This window comes from Bosea sp. 29B, assembly GCF_902506165.1.
In the GTDB taxonomy this organism is placed as follows: domain Bacteria; phylum Pseudomonadota; class Alphaproteobacteria; order Rhizobiales; family Beijerinckiaceae; genus Allobosea.
The window spans coordinates 1,279,541-1,295,749 of the sequence record NZ_LR733817.1 but is presented as its reverse complement, the minus strand read 5'-3'; the positions used below and the strand labels follow the sequence as shown (position 1 = coordinate 1,295,749).

Annotated in this window: 21 protein-coding genes; 20 read left to right on the top strand and 1 reads right to left on the bottom strand. The window is 64.1% G+C overall.

From position 1 onward, the window contains the following. The first annotated feature begins 9 nt into the window (after nucleotides 1–9). The 8 genes from GV161_RS06355 to GV161_RS06320 all read left to right on the top strand — a co-directional run bounded on the left by GV161_RS06355 (nucleotide 10) and on the right by GV161_RS06320 (nucleotide 6,757). Nucleotides 10–465, top strand: coding sequence for a GcrA family cell cycle regulator (locus GV161_RS06355; RefSeq protein WP_159650177.1), 456 nt, complete (start codon nucleotides 10–12; stop codon nucleotides 463–465). After that, a complete protein-coding gene (locus GV161_RS06350; RefSeq protein WP_152015503.1) occupies nucleotides 462–1,574 on the top strand; it encodes a hypothetical protein in 1,113 nt (370 codons plus the stop codon). Before GV161_RS06355 ends, GV161_RS06350 begins: the two co-directional genes overlap by 4 nt. Continuing rightward, entirely contained in the window at nucleotides 1,571–1,777 is a 207-nt protein-coding gene (locus GV161_RS06345) for a hypothetical protein (RefSeq protein WP_152015504.1), read from the top strand. The genes GV161_RS06350 and GV161_RS06345 overlap by 4 nt, the downstream gene beginning before the upstream one ends. Next, nucleotides 1,774–2,196: a hypothetical protein gene (locus GV161_RS06340; protein ID WP_152015505.1), complete on the top strand. Its 423-nt coding sequence runs from the start codon at nucleotides 1,774–1,776 to the stop codon at nucleotides 2,194–2,196. Before GV161_RS06345 ends, GV161_RS06340 begins: the two co-directional genes overlap by 4 nt. Before the next feature lie 27 nt (nucleotides 2,197–2,223). Then, complete coding sequence (locus GV161_RS06335; RefSeq protein WP_152015506.1) at nucleotides 2,224–4,509, top strand: bifunctional DNA primase/polymerase; 2,286 nt, start codon at nucleotides 2,224–2,226, stop codon at nucleotides 4,507–4,509. Between the two features lie 242 nt (nucleotides 4,510–4,751). After that, on the top strand, nucleotides 4,752–5,429 hold the full coding sequence (locus GV161_RS06330; protein ID WP_152015507.1) for an NYN domain-containing protein: 678 nt from the start codon (nucleotides 4,752–4,754) through the stop codon (nucleotides 5,427–5,429). Between the two features lie 83 nt (nucleotides 5,430–5,512). Next, nucleotides 5,513–5,821 (top strand): hypothetical protein, encoded by a 309-nt coding sequence (locus GV161_RS06325; protein WP_152015508.1) that lies wholly within the window; start codon nucleotides 5,513–5,515, stop codon nucleotides 5,819–5,821. Between the two features lie 378 nt (nucleotides 5,822–6,199). Next, entirely contained in the window at nucleotides 6,200–6,757 is a 558-nt protein-coding gene (locus GV161_RS06320) for a transcription termination/antitermination NusG family protein (RefSeq protein WP_159650176.1), read from the top strand. Between the two features lie 79 nt (nucleotides 6,758–6,836). Here the strand turns inward: GV161_RS06320 and GV161_RS06315 are convergent, their stop codons facing one another. Next, entirely contained in the window at nucleotides 6,837–7,103 is a 267-nt protein-coding gene (locus GV161_RS06315) for a helix-turn-helix transcriptional regulator (protein WP_152015510.1), read from the bottom strand. 265 nt (nucleotides 7,104–7,368) lie between these two features. On the opposite strand from GV161_RS06315, the gene GV161_RS06310 reads away from it, so the two are divergent. Genes GV161_RS06310 through GV161_RS06255 form a run of 12 tightly spaced genes read left to right on the top strand, consistent with a single transcriptional unit; the run spans nucleotide 7,369 to nucleotide 16,208 of the window. Further along, nucleotides 7,369–7,908, top strand: a complete 540-nt coding sequence (locus GV161_RS06310) for a terminase small subunit (protein ID WP_152015511.1) — start codon at nucleotides 7,369–7,371, stop codon at nucleotides 7,906–7,908. Further along, complete coding sequence (locus tag GV161_RS06305; protein ID WP_193219561.1) at nucleotides 7,874–9,097, top strand: PBSX family phage terminase large subunit; 1,224 nt, start codon at nucleotides 7,874–7,876, stop codon at nucleotides 9,095–9,097. The genes GV161_RS06310 and GV161_RS06305 overlap by 35 nt, the downstream gene beginning before the upstream one ends. A gap of 6 nt (nucleotides 9,098–9,103) precedes the next feature. After that, a complete protein-coding gene (locus GV161_RS06300) occupies nucleotides 9,104–10,570 on the top strand; it encodes a DUF1073 domain-containing protein (RefSeq protein WP_152015512.1) in 1,467 nt (488 codons plus the stop codon). Next, nucleotides 10,467–11,231: a phage minor head protein gene (locus tag GV161_RS06295; protein ID WP_152015513.1), complete on the top strand. Its 765-nt coding sequence runs from the start codon at nucleotides 10,467–10,469 to the stop codon at nucleotides 11,229–11,231. Before GV161_RS06300 ends, GV161_RS06295 begins: the two co-directional genes overlap by 104 nt. Continuing rightward, nucleotides 11,228–12,451, top strand: a complete 1,224-nt coding sequence (locus GV161_RS06290; protein ID WP_152015514.1) for a DUF2213 domain-containing protein — start codon at nucleotides 11,228–11,230, stop codon at nucleotides 12,449–12,451. Before GV161_RS06295 ends, GV161_RS06290 begins: the two co-directional genes overlap by 4 nt. Nucleotides 12,452–12,463: 12 nt before the next feature. Further along, complete coding sequence (locus GV161_RS06285) at nucleotides 12,464–12,955, top strand: hypothetical protein (RefSeq protein WP_152015515.1); 492 nt, start codon at nucleotides 12,464–12,466, stop codon at nucleotides 12,953–12,955. A gap of 16 nt (nucleotides 12,956–12,971) precedes the next feature. Continuing rightward, on the top strand, nucleotides 12,972–14,009 hold the full coding sequence (locus GV161_RS06280; RefSeq protein ID WP_152015516.1) for a DUF2184 domain-containing protein: 1,038 nt from the start codon (nucleotides 12,972–12,974) through the stop codon (nucleotides 14,007–14,009). A 3-nt stretch (nucleotides 14,010–14,012) separates the two neighbouring features. Then, the gene (locus GV161_RS06275) at nucleotides 14,013–14,375 is read left to right on the top strand and encodes a hypothetical protein (protein ID WP_152015517.1); all 363 of its coding nucleotides are present in this window, start codon (nucleotides 14,013–14,015) and stop codon (nucleotides 14,373–14,375) included. After that, nucleotides 14,372–14,764 (top strand): DUF4054 domain-containing protein, encoded by a 393-nt coding sequence (locus tag GV161_RS06270; protein WP_152015518.1) that lies wholly within the window; start codon nucleotides 14,372–14,374, stop codon nucleotides 14,762–14,764. Before GV161_RS06275 ends, GV161_RS06270 begins: the two co-directional genes overlap by 4 nt. After that, nucleotides 14,761–15,243 carry a hypothetical protein gene (locus GV161_RS06265; protein ID WP_152015519.1) on the top strand — a complete coding sequence of 161 codons (483 nt, stop codon included), beginning with the start codon at nucleotides 14,761–14,763 and terminating at the stop codon, nucleotides 15,241–15,243. Before GV161_RS06270 ends, GV161_RS06265 begins: the two co-directional genes overlap by 4 nt. Further along, nucleotides 15,243–15,611, top strand: coding sequence for a hypothetical protein (locus tag GV161_RS06260; RefSeq protein ID WP_152015520.1), 369 nt, complete (start codon nucleotides 15,243–15,245; stop codon nucleotides 15,609–15,611). Before GV161_RS06265 ends, GV161_RS06260 begins: the two co-directional genes overlap by 1 nt. A gap of 12 nt (nucleotides 15,612–15,623) precedes the next feature. After that, the gene (locus GV161_RS06255; RefSeq protein ID WP_159650175.1) at nucleotides 15,624–16,208 is read left to right on the top strand and encodes a hypothetical protein; all 585 of its coding nucleotides are present in this window, start codon (nucleotides 15,624–15,626) and stop codon (nucleotides 16,206–16,208) included. The last annotated feature ends 1 nt before the right edge of the window (nucleotide 16,209 follow it).

Below are 16,209 nucleotides of genomic sequence, written 5' to 3'. Positions count from 1 at the left end.
CCCGCTCAGATGATCGCCGAGGCGCGCCGGCTCTGGGAGGTGGAGGGCTATTCGGCCTCCCAGGTCGCGCAAGCGCTCGATCGCGATCACCGCTTCGCAACCTCGCGCAGCGCAATTTGTGGCCTTGCACACCGGCAGGGCTGGAGCGCCCGCAAGCTGCAGCTCAATCGTGTCTCGGCGCCGAAGAAAGAGCGCGTCGTTCGCCTCGTTGCGCCAAGGACCAAGCCGGCGCCGCTGCCCAAGCTTACCCTCGTACCGTCACCGTCGCCGCCCGTTCCGACGCCGATCGAGCGCCAAGGTGTCAGCTTCTTCGATCACCGCGAAGGTCAATGTCGCTGGCCGCTCTGGAGCCTCGGCACGCCGTTCGAGGCCAAGCGCTTCTGCGGCGAGCCGGCGCCCGGGCCGGGGCCGTACTGCGCCTATTGCCGAACCCTTTCCTATGAACCTGCCAGGAGCGCCGCATGAGCCTCACCTTCCTCGCCGGAGAGTTGCGCAAGGCTCTCATCGCCTGCAGGGGCGTTGTCGAGACGCATTCGACGATCCCGGTCCTCACCTGCATCGTCATCCGCACGGTCGACGATCAGACCTATGTCGAGGCGACCGACCTCGACCTGTATCTGCGCTGGCCGGTCGCGTCGACCGGGTCAGGTTGCTTCGTCGTGCCGTTCGCTCCGCTGGCCAAGATCGTGCGCCATCTCAGTGACGGCGAGATGATCCGGATTGGCGCCGCGCCCGACAATCGAGTCCGCATCGACATGACCGATGCCCGCGCTTCGTTCCTTAGCCTGCCAATCGCGGACTGGCCCGGCTCAGGCTGGGATATAGGCAAGGCTCCGCTCAATCTCACCATGCCGCCGTCCTCGCTCGCGGACTTGATCCCGTTCATCTCCACCGAGGAGACGCGCTACTACCTCAATGGCGTCTGCATCGACGTCGGCATGGAGACGGCCCGCACGGTGGCGACCAACGGTCACACGCTGGGCATGATCGTCGGCGCGGCTGATCGCGTCGATGACGGCGACTGCGGCCAGTTCATCGTCCCGCGCCGGGCGGTCAACTGGATCGCAGCCCATGCGAAGGGCGCCAATGCGCTCGACGTCGCGCTCACCTTTGCGAAGGTTCAGTTCAAGACGGCGGGTTTCGAACTGACCAGCAAGCTGATCGACGGCAAATACCCTGACTACAACCGCGTCGTGCCTGCCGCCGATACGCCGCCGCTGCTGGAGATCGATGCCGGCGCCTTCAATCGCAAGCTCGCGCGGCTGGAGGCGTTCGGGAAGCGCTATTGCGGCCTGAGCTATGACGGCTCGCGGCTCGTCGGCAGTGCCAGCGGAATGGACAATGAGCTGATCTCGATCGCCTTCGGCGGCAAGACGCATCGGCGCTTTGACCTGCAGTTCCAGTCCTGCCTGCTGATGCAGGGTCTCGCCTTTGTCGGCGGCCAGGTCGTCGTGAAGACCGGCGGCGACGGTCATCCTCTCCGGATCGAAGGTGATGGGTCTCGTATCGGCGTCGTCATGCCTGCCAGGGCTGGCGCTCTGAAGCACGACCTGCCGCAGGATATCGCGGCATGAGCGAGGAAACCCTGCTCTCGGCCGCGCGCCGCGCTCTCCGCTTCTTCCGGATCGACGAAGCCCATGGCGGCCTGACCAGCCAGGATACGCTCATCGCCATGGATACGCTGGCGCTTCAGGTCGAGAAGGAAAGCGAGCGCGAAAAACGGGCCGGCACTGACACATTTGACCATGCCGAATCGCCGTCAGGATCGCGGACATGACCGGCATCCTTCTCCAACGCTCCAAAAATCCTGCGCTCTGCATGTGTTGCAGCCGCATGGCGGTTGGGCTTGGCGTCTACGAAGGCCCGAACAAGCCGGTCGTCGCATGGGTCTGCAACAACCGCACCTGCTCAGATTGCACGGGAGTGCTCGTCACCATGAAGTCGAATGAACTGACCGCGCTCGAGCAACGCGCCTGCGAGGCATCCGCTGAGAAGGTGACCGAGGCGATCGTCAACGAGGTGATGGGCGCCATGTGGGACGCAGGCGTGCGCGATCTGTCCGCCGCCTCGCCGGAGCACGTCAATTCTGCTCTTGCCAACCTGAGGGCGCCTATGGCTGCTCAGGTCGAGGCCGCGCTGGTTGCCTTCGGCGCCTCGGTCAAGCAACAGCTGCAGAACGGTGAGTGTCCGTTCTGATCCCGCAACGCCTGCCTGCGGCGCATCATGGACAACCCCAATCTCACCGCCGCAAAACGTCTTGCCGACCTCGGCATAGCGGTCTTCCCATGCAACCAGACCAAGCGCCCGCAGCCAGGCGTGCGTTGGAAGGACGAGGCATCGACCGATCCTCGCCGCATCGAGGCGTGGTGGCGCCGGTGGCCCTCGTCGCTGCCCGCGTTCGAGCTCGGCCGACATAAGCTCGTCGCGATCGACTGCGACCGCCACGGCAAGGATGACGGCGTCATCGCGCTTGAGACCCTCGCAAGGGACAATGGTGACGACCCTCGCGACTGGCCGACGGTGGAAACGCCATCGACGGGCCGGCACGTGTTCTTCCGGCAGGATGGCGCGCTGACCAACGCCCGCGGCACGCTCCCGGCCGGGATCGACGTGCGCGGCAGCGGCGGCTACGTCATCGCTGAAGGGGCGGAGCTGCCGGACGGCCGCAACTATCATCCCCTTGGCGATGGCCTGGTCACGGCTCTGCAGGCCGATGCCATCCCAGACCTGCCGCAGTGGCTTGCAACCACGCTGGCCAGCAGGGTAGTCGACGACGCTCGCTCGGCTGAGATCATCGCGACTAGTCGCGTTCCAGCCGCCGCTCCGGCTCATAGGCCTGAGACCGGCGCGCGCGAGCGGGCAGCATTCGAGGCCGCTCTTGCCGATGAGGTCCGTAAGGTCACTCAGGCAGGCGAGGGGCAGCGCAACCATACCCTCAACATCGCCGCCTTCAGCCTTGCGCAGATGGTGGCCAGCGGATGGGGCGGCCAATCGGAAGTCGATATCGCGCTGACCGAGGCGGCGCTCGCGTGCGGACTGAGACAGCCCGAGATCCGCAAGACGATCGCCTCCGGCTTCGCGAGCGGGTCAAAGAAGCCGCGCGCCGCGCTGGATGATCGTGCGGGCTACGCAGACAGCGGCCCTGAGATCGAGATCAGGCTGACGAAGGTCAATGGCGTGACGATCGTGGCCGATACTGGCGAGGTTGTCGACGATGCCGACGATGATCCGGAGGACGAGGAGGGCGAGGCGCCGCCGATCGACGAGGCGCTGACGCATGTCGACGGCGTGCTAGGCGAAGTGATTGATTTCATCGTCGCGACCTCGCGGAGACCGAATAGACGGCTCGCGCTATCGGCCGCGCTGCCGCTGTGCGCCACGCTGCTGGGCAGGCGGATGGCGACGCCAACAGGTGCCGGGCTTCAGCTCTATGTCATCGCCACCTATCCGACCGGCGGCGGCAAGCAGCACCAGCTCGACGCGATCGACCGGCTGATGCGCGCGGCCGAACTGCAGCGTCATGTCGGCCCGTCGCAGTTCATGTCGATGTCAGCGCTGGTCAAGCACGTCGCCAACTCGCCGCTGACGATCTGCGCCCAGGATGAGTTCGGCGCCCTGCTGAAACGCTTGTCGCACCCGCGCGCGTCTACGCATGAGCAAGGCATCAGCATGGTCCTGCGCTCGCTCTGGGGTTCCAATTTTGCTACCGTGCGGACCCCGGCGTACGCCAGCACGTCGAGCGTGGAGATCGCGGCGCCCTGCCTGTCCCTTTACGGCCCGACGACGCCGGAAGAGCTCTACGAGGCGCTGCGCGGCCGCGACGTCGTCAACGGCTTCCTGAACCGCTTCCTCGTCATCGACGGCGGCGAGCGCGTGGCCGAGGTGGAGCCCAGACGCAAGCTGAGAGACGTCCCGGACAGTCTGCGCGACGGCATGATGCGCCTCTATCGCGCAGGCACCACCGGGCGCGGCAATCTCTCGGGCTACGTTTGCAAGAACACCGCCCCCGATCCTGAAGGCCTGCACGCAAGGTGGCAGGACCAGAGAGCCGAGGACATCTATCGCGACCTGTCGTCGACGGCGCAGCGGCGCATCGACGCCGATGCGGAGACCGGCCAGTTCATGGCCCGCGTGGCGGAGATTGCCGTCAGGTGCGCCACGATCCGCGCCTGCGGTCGCGACCCCGATATCCCGACCGTGACAGGCGACGATATGGATTGGGCCGCAGCGCTCGTCTGGCAGTCGACCGAGCGGCTTATCGGCGACGCCGGCCGGTTCATGGTCGACCCGTTGGGCGCAGCAGAATTCGAGCGCAAGCTGCTTGCCAAGGTCCATTCGGCCGGGCCGCGCGGCGTCCGCATGCGGGAACTGCACCGGGCGATGCAGAGACATTTCCGCTTCGCGAATGATCTCCGAAACACCCTCGATGCCCTGTCGCGCTCAGGCGTGATCGTCGTCGATGAGCGGAAGGTCGCCGGCGGCGTGTCGCGGCGAGTCATGATGGCCTAGAAAGGGGAAGGGGATAGCGGCGCGAGGACAAAATTATTGCAATTTGCCTCTGCGTTCGCCGAGAAGCGTCGCTAGAACCGCAGCGAGGCGGTGCCACATAAATCTGATTCTGTCAACTCCCTATTGAAAATGACGCGTTTTGCGTTATATTTAGCCCATAACCCACCCGCAGCGTGCTGCGGGCCCAAAGGCCGCAAAGGAGAAATCCGGCGCGGCCTTTGCTTTATCAGGGGCCGGAAGCCGTGAGGACCATCGTCTACGTTGATGGGTTCAATCTATATTACAGGCTTTTGAAAGACCAGCCGCAGTTCAAATGGTTAAATCTTTGCGAACTCGCTAAGCAGGTCTTAAGCCCGAAAAATCAAATCATCAAGGTCAGGTACTTTACAGCTCGCGTTTCAGGGCGATTTGACCCAACGACGCCAGCCAGGCAGCAGGCTTATCTCTCCGCGTTATCGACCATTCCCGAGATCGAAAGCCACTTCGGCAACTTCTTGGTTAGCAAGACATGGGCCGGGATTGTCCATCCCGATCTAGATCCTGCGAAACCAAACGCCAAGCCGCCATTCCTACCATGGCCAAACGTTGTACGCGTTCACAAAACCGAAGAGAAAGGAAGCGATGTCAATCTGGCCTCGCACCTGCTCTCAGATGCATATAACGACCGCTTCGATGTAGCTGCGATCATCACCAATGATACCGATCTCGTCGAGCCAATTCGCCTTGTTCGATCGGAGGTCGGAAAGACGATCGGCCTTCTGACGCCTGTGCCGAAGCCGTCTGCAAGTCTCGCCAGAGAGGCTCATTTCTGCCACCACATCACGAATAATCATCTTTCGAACTCCCAGTTTCCGGACTTCCTCAATTTGCCAGGCGGCAAAGTCGTCAATCGCCCTCCCGAGTGGGCAGCGGCGCCCTGATCGCCGCGGCTTCGTCGACCACGCTCCCTTGACTCCCACGACCTGATTGTTCCTGTTATGTTCTCAATCTGAGAACGTGACCCGTGTCGCCCGCTTCCATGCCCGAACAACCGCCGCAGACGCCTGCAGAAGCCATATCCATGGGCTGGGTATGGCTCCGCGTGGAGTGTATCCTGTGCTTCCACAAAGGGCAGGTGCGCTTCGACGAGTTCCGGATCATCGAGGCCAGGATGCAGCTCGCTCGACTGATGGCGCGCTGTCGCTGCTCGAAATGCGGCGGACGGCAATTCAGCCTCCTGCTCGGCACCTATCTGACCGGTAGCGGTCAGCCCTTCCCGCATTACCTGCCGATCGAAATCCGCGGTACCAGCATCATTTCCGCACCGCGATAGGTGTCGACGCAGGTGTCATCTAGGTGTCGACGCAGCGGTGACACCTGAAGCGCATCATGGCGAAAATGTGTTCTAGGTGTCGACGGCGGTGACAGCTACGGTGACACCTAGGTGACACCTATCTTATTGAAATCATTATATGTGATTTCTAATATCAATGACTTAGCAGGTGTCGGCGGCTTCTTAGGGGGTTTTTGCTGTTTTGAGAACAGATGCGAACGAACCCTCGATCACTCGATAAGGGCGCCGACACCTGACAGCGGCCAGTTTCGCCCTATACGATCCTAAACCAGCCGCTTGCCCATGGCTGGCGGCTCTGGCATCACGGTATCGCCGCCTTCCGACTGCTTCGCGAGTGCCCAACATGAAGGGCGCCGCATGTTCCAAGATCACTCCTGGTTCATCATCCACACCAAGTTCCAGCAGGACCGCATCTGCGCCGACGCGCTGGAGCGGAAGAAGTTCGGCGTCTATCTGCCGATGCGGCAGACGATCGTCACGCACGCTCGCCGCAAGGAGGTTGTGATGAGACCGGCGCTAGGCAGATATCTCTTCGTCGGCTTCGATCCGAATGAGCAGCTCGGCAAGCTTATGTCGGAGTGCAAGCGCACCATCGGCGTCGAATGGATGATTCAGCCGGCCGGAAGCCGCGCGCCGTTGCCGGTGCCGGCCAACATCATCGCGGCGCTACGCCAGGCGGAAGACGCCGGCACCTTCGACGATCCGGAGTGCATCAGGATCAGGGACGGCCAGGCGATGGCGAGCCGCTTGCCCAAGCGCGGCGACAAGGTGCAGGTGATGGAAGGGCCGTTCGCCGGGTTCCTGGCGGAGGTGGCCAGCGCTTCGACCGAGCATCGCATCGAGATCGTGATCAAGCATGCCCGTCTTGCAGGCCGCATCACGACGTCGCTTGCCAAGCTCGAAAAGGTGGCGTAGCCCATGAGCACGAGCCGGGCGGTGATTTGAAATCACCTGTCCGGCGGGAGCTTGAAAAAAGCCCGCGCAGCCCCGTCGATCAGGCGGGGCTTTGTTTTGCCGGAAGCTTCGCAAAGTCTCTCGCCGTTTTGGCGGTGATTGGATCGACGAGCGAAGCGTCGCCTTTTTCGACCGCGAGCATGAGTGTGAGGTGATCGAGGGCGAGGATGTGCCACATCCTGATCTTGGTCACGCCGTTCTCGATATCCTGCCAGCTGCGCGTCGACATGCCGAATGCGGCTGCCAGGTCTTCCTGGCGTAGTTCAGCCTTCTCCCTGAAGGCGACGATTCGCTCTTTGGTCCACATCGTTGTCTCTCCCGCGGCCTTGGGCTATTCTCTGTGTCGCGGGAACCGGGATGGCTGCAACCACCCCGGCCCCCGGACTTACCGGCTCATGGAGAGTGTCAGTCTCCACTTGCCGATCCGGACTTGGAAGGTGAGCTTGAAGCTCATGGGTTCCTCCTAGTCCTTCGTCAGGCGTTATTGCCTGACAGGATTTTTATACGAGGTTTCCTCGTGTCGCGCAAGCGAAATACGAGGAAACCTCGTATTTATTTTGGCCGCCACCCTCATGTCCCTTACCCCTCTGAGGCAGCGCTTCGTCGAGGAGTACCTTGTCGACCTGAACGGCACCGATGCGGCCATCCGGGCCGGCTACAGCGCTAAGTCGGCAAAAGCGCAGGCTTCCCAGCTCCTGGCGATCCCCGAGGTTCAGGCGGCCGTCTCCGAGGCGCAGGCTAGTCGCAGCGCTCGCACGAAGATCGATGCCGATTGGGTCCTAAACCGGCTCGCAGAAGAGGCCGATGCCGATGTCGCCGATCTCTACGACGATACCGGCACGCTGAAGCCGGTCAGGGACTGGCCGCTGATCTGGCGCAAAGGCCTCGTCGCCGGCCTCGATGTCGAGGAAGTCCGCGAAGAGGGCGCCGTCGTCGCAGTCGTCCGCAAGGTCAAGCTCAGCGATCGCATCAAGCGCATCGAGCTGATCGGAAAGCATGTCGGTGTGCAGGCGTTCCGCGAGCAGGTCGGTATCGGCGATCCGAACGGCGAACCGCTGAAGATCGAGACGATCCGCCGTGTCATCGTTGACCCTAAACATCGAGACACCTAGGGCGTTCGTCCCGCTACTTGAACCGGCCCGCTACAAGGGCGCCCACGGCGGTCGCGGCTCTGGCAAGTCACATTTCAAGGCCGAGGCTCTCGTCGAGCGCGCCCTGATGCAGCCGGGCCTGCGTTGGGCCTGCATCCGCGAAATCCAGAAGTCGCTGGAACAGTCGGTCAAGCGGCTGATCGAAGACAAGATCCAGAAGCTGGGCGTCGGCAGGCACTTCGACGTTCAGCGGGAGAAGATCATCACGCCCGGCAATGGCGTGATCATTTTCCAAGGCATGCAGAACCACACGGCCGAGTCGATCAAATCCCTGGAGGGGTTCGACGGCGGATGGGTCGAGGAAGCGCAATCACTCTCAACTCACAGCCTGAAGCTGCTCACGCCGACAATCCGCAAGCCGGGTTCGGAAATCTGGTTCAGCTGGAACCCGGATAGCCCCGAAGCGCCGGTCGACAAGCTCTTTCGTGGCGACAAGAAAATCGGCGCCCCTCACGGCATCGTCGTCGAGGCGAACTGGCGCGACAATCCCTGGTTTCCGGACGAGCTGGAACTCGATCGCCAAATCTGCCTTGCCCGGACGCCCGACGATTACGGGCATGTCTGGGAAGGCGAATATGTCACCATCTCGGAAGCCGTCATCTTCCGCCGCCGCGTCGAGGTCACGGCATTCGATGAGCCGGTCGAAGGCACTCGCATCTTCTTCGGTGGCGACTGGGGCTTCGCCAACGACCCGACGGCTCTGATCCGCTTCTGGATCGCCGACGATACCCTCTTCATCTCGCACGAGGCCTATGGGCACGGCGTCGAGATCGATGAAACGCCCGCGTTATTCGACAGCGTCCCGGGCTCGCGCTCCTGGCCGATCAAGGCGGACGGCGCCCGGCCTGAGACCATCAGCTACATGCGCCGGCAGGGCTTCAATATCGAAGCCGCGGAGAAATGGCCGGGCAGCGTCGAAGACGGCGTCGCGCACATGAAGGGGTTCAAGCGCATCGTGGTGCACGAGCGCTGCCCCCGGATCGCGCAGGAATTCAGGCTCTACGCCTACAAGGTCGACAAGATCAGCGGCGATATCCTGCCGATCATCGTCGACAAGTGGAACCACGGCATCGACGCCGTCCGCTATGGGCTGGACGGATACATTCAGGCCCGCGGCGGCCTCGGGGTGTGGTCGAAACTCGCGAGCTGACCGACTATGAGCAAGCCTCGCATCCGCGTCCCTTCGCGGGCGCTGACTGCTGACGGCTTCGTCAACTTTCAGGCTCGTCTCGGCTACGGCGCCGGCAACCAGTTCAGCGCGTCGACCTACCAGAACAACTTCATCTCGCGCGATCGCATCCGCCTCGAGGCGATGTATCGAACGAGCTGGGTCATCGGCCAGGCGGTCGACGTCGTTGCCGAGGACATGACCCGCGCCGGCGTCGACCTGAAGTCGAAGGACGACGCGGAGAACACCGAGGCAGTCCAGAACGCGCTTCGCCAGCTCGGTGTCTGGGCCTCGGTCGAGGAGACGGTGAAATGGGCTCGCCTCTATGGCGGCTGCATCGCCGTCATGCTGATCGACGGACAGGATACTGCGACCCCGCTGCGGGTCGAGACGATCAGGAAGGATCAGTTCAAGGGCCTCCTCGTGCTCGATCGCTGGATGGTTCAGCCGTCCGTCGTGAACTTCGTAGAGGACTACGGGCCTGAACTGGGCCACCCTGCCAGCTACGATGTCCTGCCAAACCCATGGGTGCCACTGTCAGGGAAGCGCGTCCACCACACTCGCGTCGTGCGATTGGAGGGTGTGAAGCTGCCTTATCAGCAGCGGCTCACCGAGAACGGTTGGGGCCAGTCGGTCGCCGAACGCATCTACGATCAGCTCGTCGCTTACGACAGTACCAGCCAGGGCGCTGCCCAGCTGGTCTACAAGGCGCACCTGCGGACGCTCTCGATCGACAAGCTGCGCGAGCTGATCGCCGCCGGCGGCCAGATGTTCGAAGCGGTCCTGAAGCAGGTCGACGTCATCCGCTCGATGCAGTCGAACGAGGGTTTGACCCTCCTCGACGCCAGCGACAAATTCGAGACCCACGCCTATTCGTTCTCCGGGTTGTCGGACGTCCTCCTGCAGTTCGGGCAGCAGCTTTCCGGCGCGCTTCAGATCCCGCTCGTGCGTCTGTTCGGTCAGTCCCCCGCCGGTCTCAATTCGACCGGCGAGAGCGACCTTCGCACCTACTACGACGGCATCCTGCAGAAGCAGGAAAGCACGCTGCGGGTGCCGATCGGGCGGCTGCTCGACGTCGTCTACCGCTCGGTTGTGGGTGCCGACCCGCCTGAGGATCTGATGTTCGAATTCGAGCCGCTCTGGCAGCTCTCCGACAAGGAGAAGGCCGATGTGGCGAAGACGATCACGGAGACCGTCGCGACGGCGAACGACGCTGGTCTGATCAGCGACAGGACTGCGCTCAACGAGTTGCGTCAGTCCGCGGAGATCACCGGCGTGTGGTCGAACATCACCAACGAGGAGATCGAGGCGGCCGAGGAGTTGCCGCCCGATCCGAGCGAGATGGCGCCGGATGCTGAAGCGGCTGACCTACGACCGGGAGACGAGACGATCGCCCCGAGCGGAATGGATCAGGAGCAGGAAGGCGGAGAAAAGGTACGCCAGCCAGCTGCGTAAGATCGCCCGCGTCGTAGCGGACATCATCTCAGGCTTCGGTGTCATCGGCCCGAACAACGAGGCCTCGCTGCGCCAGGCGCTCAACCGCTACGCCGACATGCTCGACGACTGGGCGAAGTCGGTGGCCCGCCGGATGCTCGCCGATGTCGCCGCCCGCGACGAGCGGGCATGGATGGCGGTTTCTCGCGAGATGGGCGCGGGGATCGGTCGCATCGTCAAGGAAACGCCGATTGGCGAGGCGATGCGCGAGAAGATGGCGGAACAGGTCGGGCTCATCAAAAGTCTGCCGCGCGAAGCTGCCGAGCGCGTTCATCGCCTGGTGATCGAGGGGCAGGAGACCGGCACGCGGGCTGAAGTCATCTCTCGCGAGATCCTGCGGACAGGCGAGGTCACGAAGTCGAGGGCCAACCTGATCGCCCGAACCGAAATCGGCCGCGCCGCGTCGACGCTGACGCAGGTCCGCGCTGAGGCTGTGGGCAGCGTCGGGTACATCTGGCGGACCTCGCGCGATGCGGACGTTCGGCCATCGCACAAGAGGATGGAAGGGCGCTTCGTGGCCTGGGACGCCCCGCCTGACCTCGACGGGCTGACCGGCCACGCCGGCGCGCTGCCCAACTGCCGCTGCTACGCCGAACCCGTCATCCCGGACCCCGACCTATGAAGTTCTTTTCGAAAGGCGAGATCGGGTCGCGCCGGACGGTCACGCCGGAAGGCTTCGTGGTTTGCCACGACGTTCCGATCGCCCGCATCGGTCAGCAGATCTATGCGGCGTTTGAGGTGCCGGTCGAAGCCAACATGGTCGGTGAGATCTTCATCGACCGGCCGGCCGAAGAGGTGTTCCGCGAAGAGACGGTGGCATCGTTCAACGGCAAGCCGGTCACGATCGAGCATCCGTCTGAGTTCGTCTCGCCCGACAATTGGAAGGCCCTGGCTCAGGGCGTGACCATGAACGCGCGAGCCGGGCAGGGGATCGACGGCGACGTCATCCTCGCCGACCTGCTGCTGACCGGTCGCGACGCCATCAAGCTCGTCGACCAGGACGGCATTCGCGAGGTCTCGGCTGGGTACGAGGCCGATTACGAGCAAATCGAGCCCGGGCGCGGGGTCCAGCGCAACATCATCGCGAACCACGTAGCGCTTGTGGCCATGGGCCGGTGCGGTTCGCGATGTGCCATCGGAGATGAAGACATGGCCAAGAAGACCTCATGGCTGGATCGGGTTCGCAGCGCCTTCAAATCGAAGGACGAGGCGGCGATGGAGGAGGCCCTGAAGGAGGCCCCGACCAGCGACAGCGACGACGAGGATGAGGACGACGAGAAGTCCAAGACCGGCGACAGCGCGGTTCTGGCGGCCATCGGCGGTCTCACCAAGCGCCTCGACACCATGGACGCCCAGATCAAGGCGCTCGCCACCAAGGACTCCGACGAGAAGAAGGAGACCGAGGACAGCGACGACGAGGACGAGGAAGACGGCAAGACCAAGGATGCCGCGCTGAAGCGCTTCCGGGACACCGTCTCTCGTGCCGAGATCCTCTCGCCGGGCGTGCGCATGCCGACGACCGACGCCAAGGCGAGCGCGAAGACCATCGACGCGGCCGTGTGCAGCTGCCAGCGCAAGGCGCTCGCGGCCGCCTATTCCACCGATGCCGGCAAGAAGGCCGTTCAGCCCTTCCTGGGCGGCGGCGAGCCGACGTTCGACACGATGGATGCCGCCACCCTGCAGGCTGCGTTCATCGGCGCCTCCGAGCTGATGCGCGCCCAGAACAACGCCGCTGGCCTGCGCCCCGGCGTGACCACGCAGGACTTCGGGCGCGCGCCCGTCAAGACCGCCGACCTGAACGCCAAGCACAAGGCGTTCTGGAACCGCAACCAGGCCAACTGAGGAGCATCCGACATGGTCTCTTTCCTGTACCGGATGCCCGCGGGCATTGCCGGTGACGTCACCCGTCCGTCGCAGTCGACGATCGAACCCGGTCAGATCGACGCCGCGGCTCCGCCGACGAAGTACGGCGTGTTCCTCAAGATGGTTTCCGGCAAGCTCCGGGCACTTGGCGCCGGCGATGCGGCTGTCACGCCCTACGGACTGCTGGCCCGTCCCTATCCGACCAACGCGGCCAACGAGCCGCTCGGCACGGCCACGCCGCCGACGTCCGGTCTCTGTGACCCGATGGTGCGCGGTTACATGACCGTGAAGCTCGCGCTCGGCACGGCGACCAAGGGCGGCGCCGTCTACGTCGTGACCACCGCCGGCGGCTCGGTCGTCGGGGGTGACATCGTCACTGCTGCCTCGCCGGCTGGCGGCGGCACGGCAACGGCGGTTCCCAACTGCATCTTCATGGGCGGGGCCGATGCCGACGGCAACGTCGAAATCCGCTTCAACATCTGACGGGGCCAGAGAGATCATGAGCAAGATCATCCTTCCCGGCCTCGGCGCGCCCCTGGCGGCCCCGGCCATCCTGAAGCGGGTTCGCTTCACCGACGCGGCCACCTTCGACCGCGCCACCATCGACTCGGCCGGCGCCTTCGTCATCGGCGAGCTCGAGCGTCTCGACCAGACGCTGCATGAGCCGCTGGTTTCGTTCTCCTGGTCGCGCGACATCGACCTGCGCTCCGACGTGTCGATCGCGGACGAGGTGTCGTCCTTCACGAATTCGACCTTCGCTGCGATCGGCGGCCTGACCCCGACCGGCAAGGCCTGGATCGGCAAAGATGCCTCGGCCATCGCCTCGCTGGCGCTGGATATCGGCAAGACCGCCAACCCGCTGAACCTGTGGGCGATGCAGCTCGGTTGGACGATCCCCGAGCTGGAAAGCGCGCAGCAGGTCGGGCGCCCGGTCGACAGCCAGAAGTATTCAGGCATGGTCCTGAAGCACAATATGGACATCGACGAGCAGGTCTACATCGGCGACACCGATCTGGGCTTCACCGGCCTCGTCAATTCCGGCCTGATCACGCCGTCGAACGTCCCTTCCGATGGTACCGGCTCCTCGCCGCTCTGGGCGAACAAGAGCCCGACGCAGATCCTGCGCGACGTCAACGACACTCTGACGGCCGCTTGGCAGGCCACCGGCTTTGCCCAGGTGCCGACGAAGCTGCTGCTGCCGCCGCTGAAATTTGCCTACATCAACGGGCAGCTGGTTTCGTCCGCCGCGGACAAGTCGATCCTGACCTATCTCCGGGAGAACTCCCTGACGATGGCGCAGACCGGTCGGCCGCTCGATATCCAGCCGGTGAAGTGGCTGACCGGCCGTGGCGCCGGCGCCACCGATCGCATGGTGGCGTACACCCAGGCGGAGAATTACGTCCGCTTCCCGATGGTGCCGCTGCAGCGCACCCCGCTGGAATACCGCGACCTGCGCCAGCTCGTGACCTACTTCGGGCGACTCGGCGTCGTCGAGTTCGTCTACCCCGAGACTGTCGCCTACCGGGATGGGATCTGAGCCATGGCCAAGAGCGAAACCTTCACCGTGTCGACCCCCGTCAAGGTCGACATCACCCTGAACGACGGCAAGGTCTACAGCCTCAAGCCGGGGCTCAACCACGGCGTCCCCGACGAGGTCGCGCATCACTGGTACGCCAAGGCGGCCGGGTGCGAGATCGTCGAGGCGAAGGCCGATGATGACGGCAAGGCCAAGGGCGGCAAGGGCAAGGGAAGCAAGGGCAAGGATGCCCCTGAGACCCCGCCCGAGCTGACGCTTGCCGAGCGCGCGAAGGCCGTTGGCCTCGACGACATCGCCGGACTGGCCGAGGACGAGGCCCTGAAGCTCATCGAGGAGGCGGAGGCCAAGGCGAAGGCCGCGGCGTGACCGTCACTCCGGCCAGCTTCCGCGAGCACTTTCCCGAGTTCGCGGACGTTACCAGCTACCCCGATGGCTCGGTCAGCTATTGGCTGGGCATCGGGGCATTGATGCTGCGCCCTGATCGCTGGGCTGATCTGCTCGACCACGGCCTCGAGCTGTTCACAGCGCACCACATCGCGCTTGCGCAGCAGGCGGTTCGGTCGTCGGCGTCCGGCGCTGTGCCTGGAGCCAATACGGGTGTGGTGACCGGCAAGACGGTCGACAAGGTGTCCGTCTCCTACGATGCCGGCAGCACCACGCTCGACACCGGCGCCGGTCACTGGAACGCCACGACCTATGGCGTCCAATTCCTGCAGCTTGCCCGCATGGCCGGCTCTGGCGGCTGGCAGCTGTGAACGTCCGCATCGTCAAGGATCGCGTTGGCGCGGTTCTGAAGGGCGTCCGGGATCTGACCTCGAAAGAGGTTCTCGTCGGCATCCCCTCGACCACGGCGGGCCGCACGGACACGCCGATCAACAATGCCGAGATCGGCTATCTCATGGAGACCGGATCGCCGGCGCAGAACATCCCGGAGCGGCCCTTTTTGGTCCCGGGCGTGGAGAGCGCCAGCAAGCAATTCGTGCCGCATCTCAAGGCCGCCGGCTTATCGGCACTGGAAGGCAAGTCCGAGATGATCCAGCGCGATTTCGATCGTGCTGGCATGGTGGCGGCGAACTCCGTCAAGGCGAAGATCACCGAGGGTCCGTTCACGCCGCTATCTCCCAAGACGCTGGCGAAGCGCCGGGCGAAGGGGAGGACCGGGGAGCGCCCCTTGATCGACACCGGCCAGTTGCGCCGCGCCGTCACACATGTGGTGCGCAAGAAGGGTAGCTGATGCCCCTGCTCGATGTTTCCGATGTGCTCAGCGATCCGCTGTTCGCCGATGCAGCCAATGTGACCCGCAGCGTCGTCGACGTCGACCCGCAGACCGGCCGCAGTGTCAAAACCGAGACAACTACCGCGATCTCGGTCGTCGTCACCTCCGACAAGGGCCGCAATCTCCAGCGCAACCCCGAGGCGGCACTGTCGACCGGCTCGATCATCATGCACTCGGTGTTCCGCTTCACCGAGGGTGGCGCCGGCCTCGACGCCGATGTCGTCACTTGGAACGGCCGCCGGTACACCGTCGTGACCGTCGACGATTATTCGCGCTACGGCGCCGGCTTCACCTGCGCCACCTGCCGGTTGCTCGATCTGCGCTGACGCGAGGCTTCCATGTCCAACGACAGTTCGACGGGCGGCTATCTCGCGCCGATCTCGACGCGTCCGGTCGAAGATGATGCCTTTGAGAATTTCATCGGCGATGTCGTCACCGGCATCACTGGCTTGACCCGCAGCCTCGTCCGACCGCGCTGGCAACCCGAGCCGCCGCCCCATCCGGACATCGGGACGAACTGGTGCGCGATCGGCGTCACGGTCATCGCGTCCGACTACGGCACGGTGAAGATCCATCATCCGGGAAATCAGGGCGAAGACGAACAGCAGCGTCACGACACGGTCGAGCTGCTGGCCAGCTTCTACGGGCCGAACGCCTACTCGTTTGCGAGCCGCTTGCGTGACGGCCTGATGGTCGCCCAGAACCGCGAGGCGATGCGGGCAGGCGGCGTCAACCTGCTCGAATGCACCAGGATGCGCACCGCCTCCGATCTGCTCAATGAGCGATGGGTGCGCCGCGTCGATCTCGAAATCCACCTGCGGCGCGCCTTCGTCCGCACCTACCCGATCCTGAACATTCTCTCCGTCGGCGGCGCATTCGAGGCGCATGGCGGGGAGACGCAGCCCTTCATCGTGGAGAACTGAA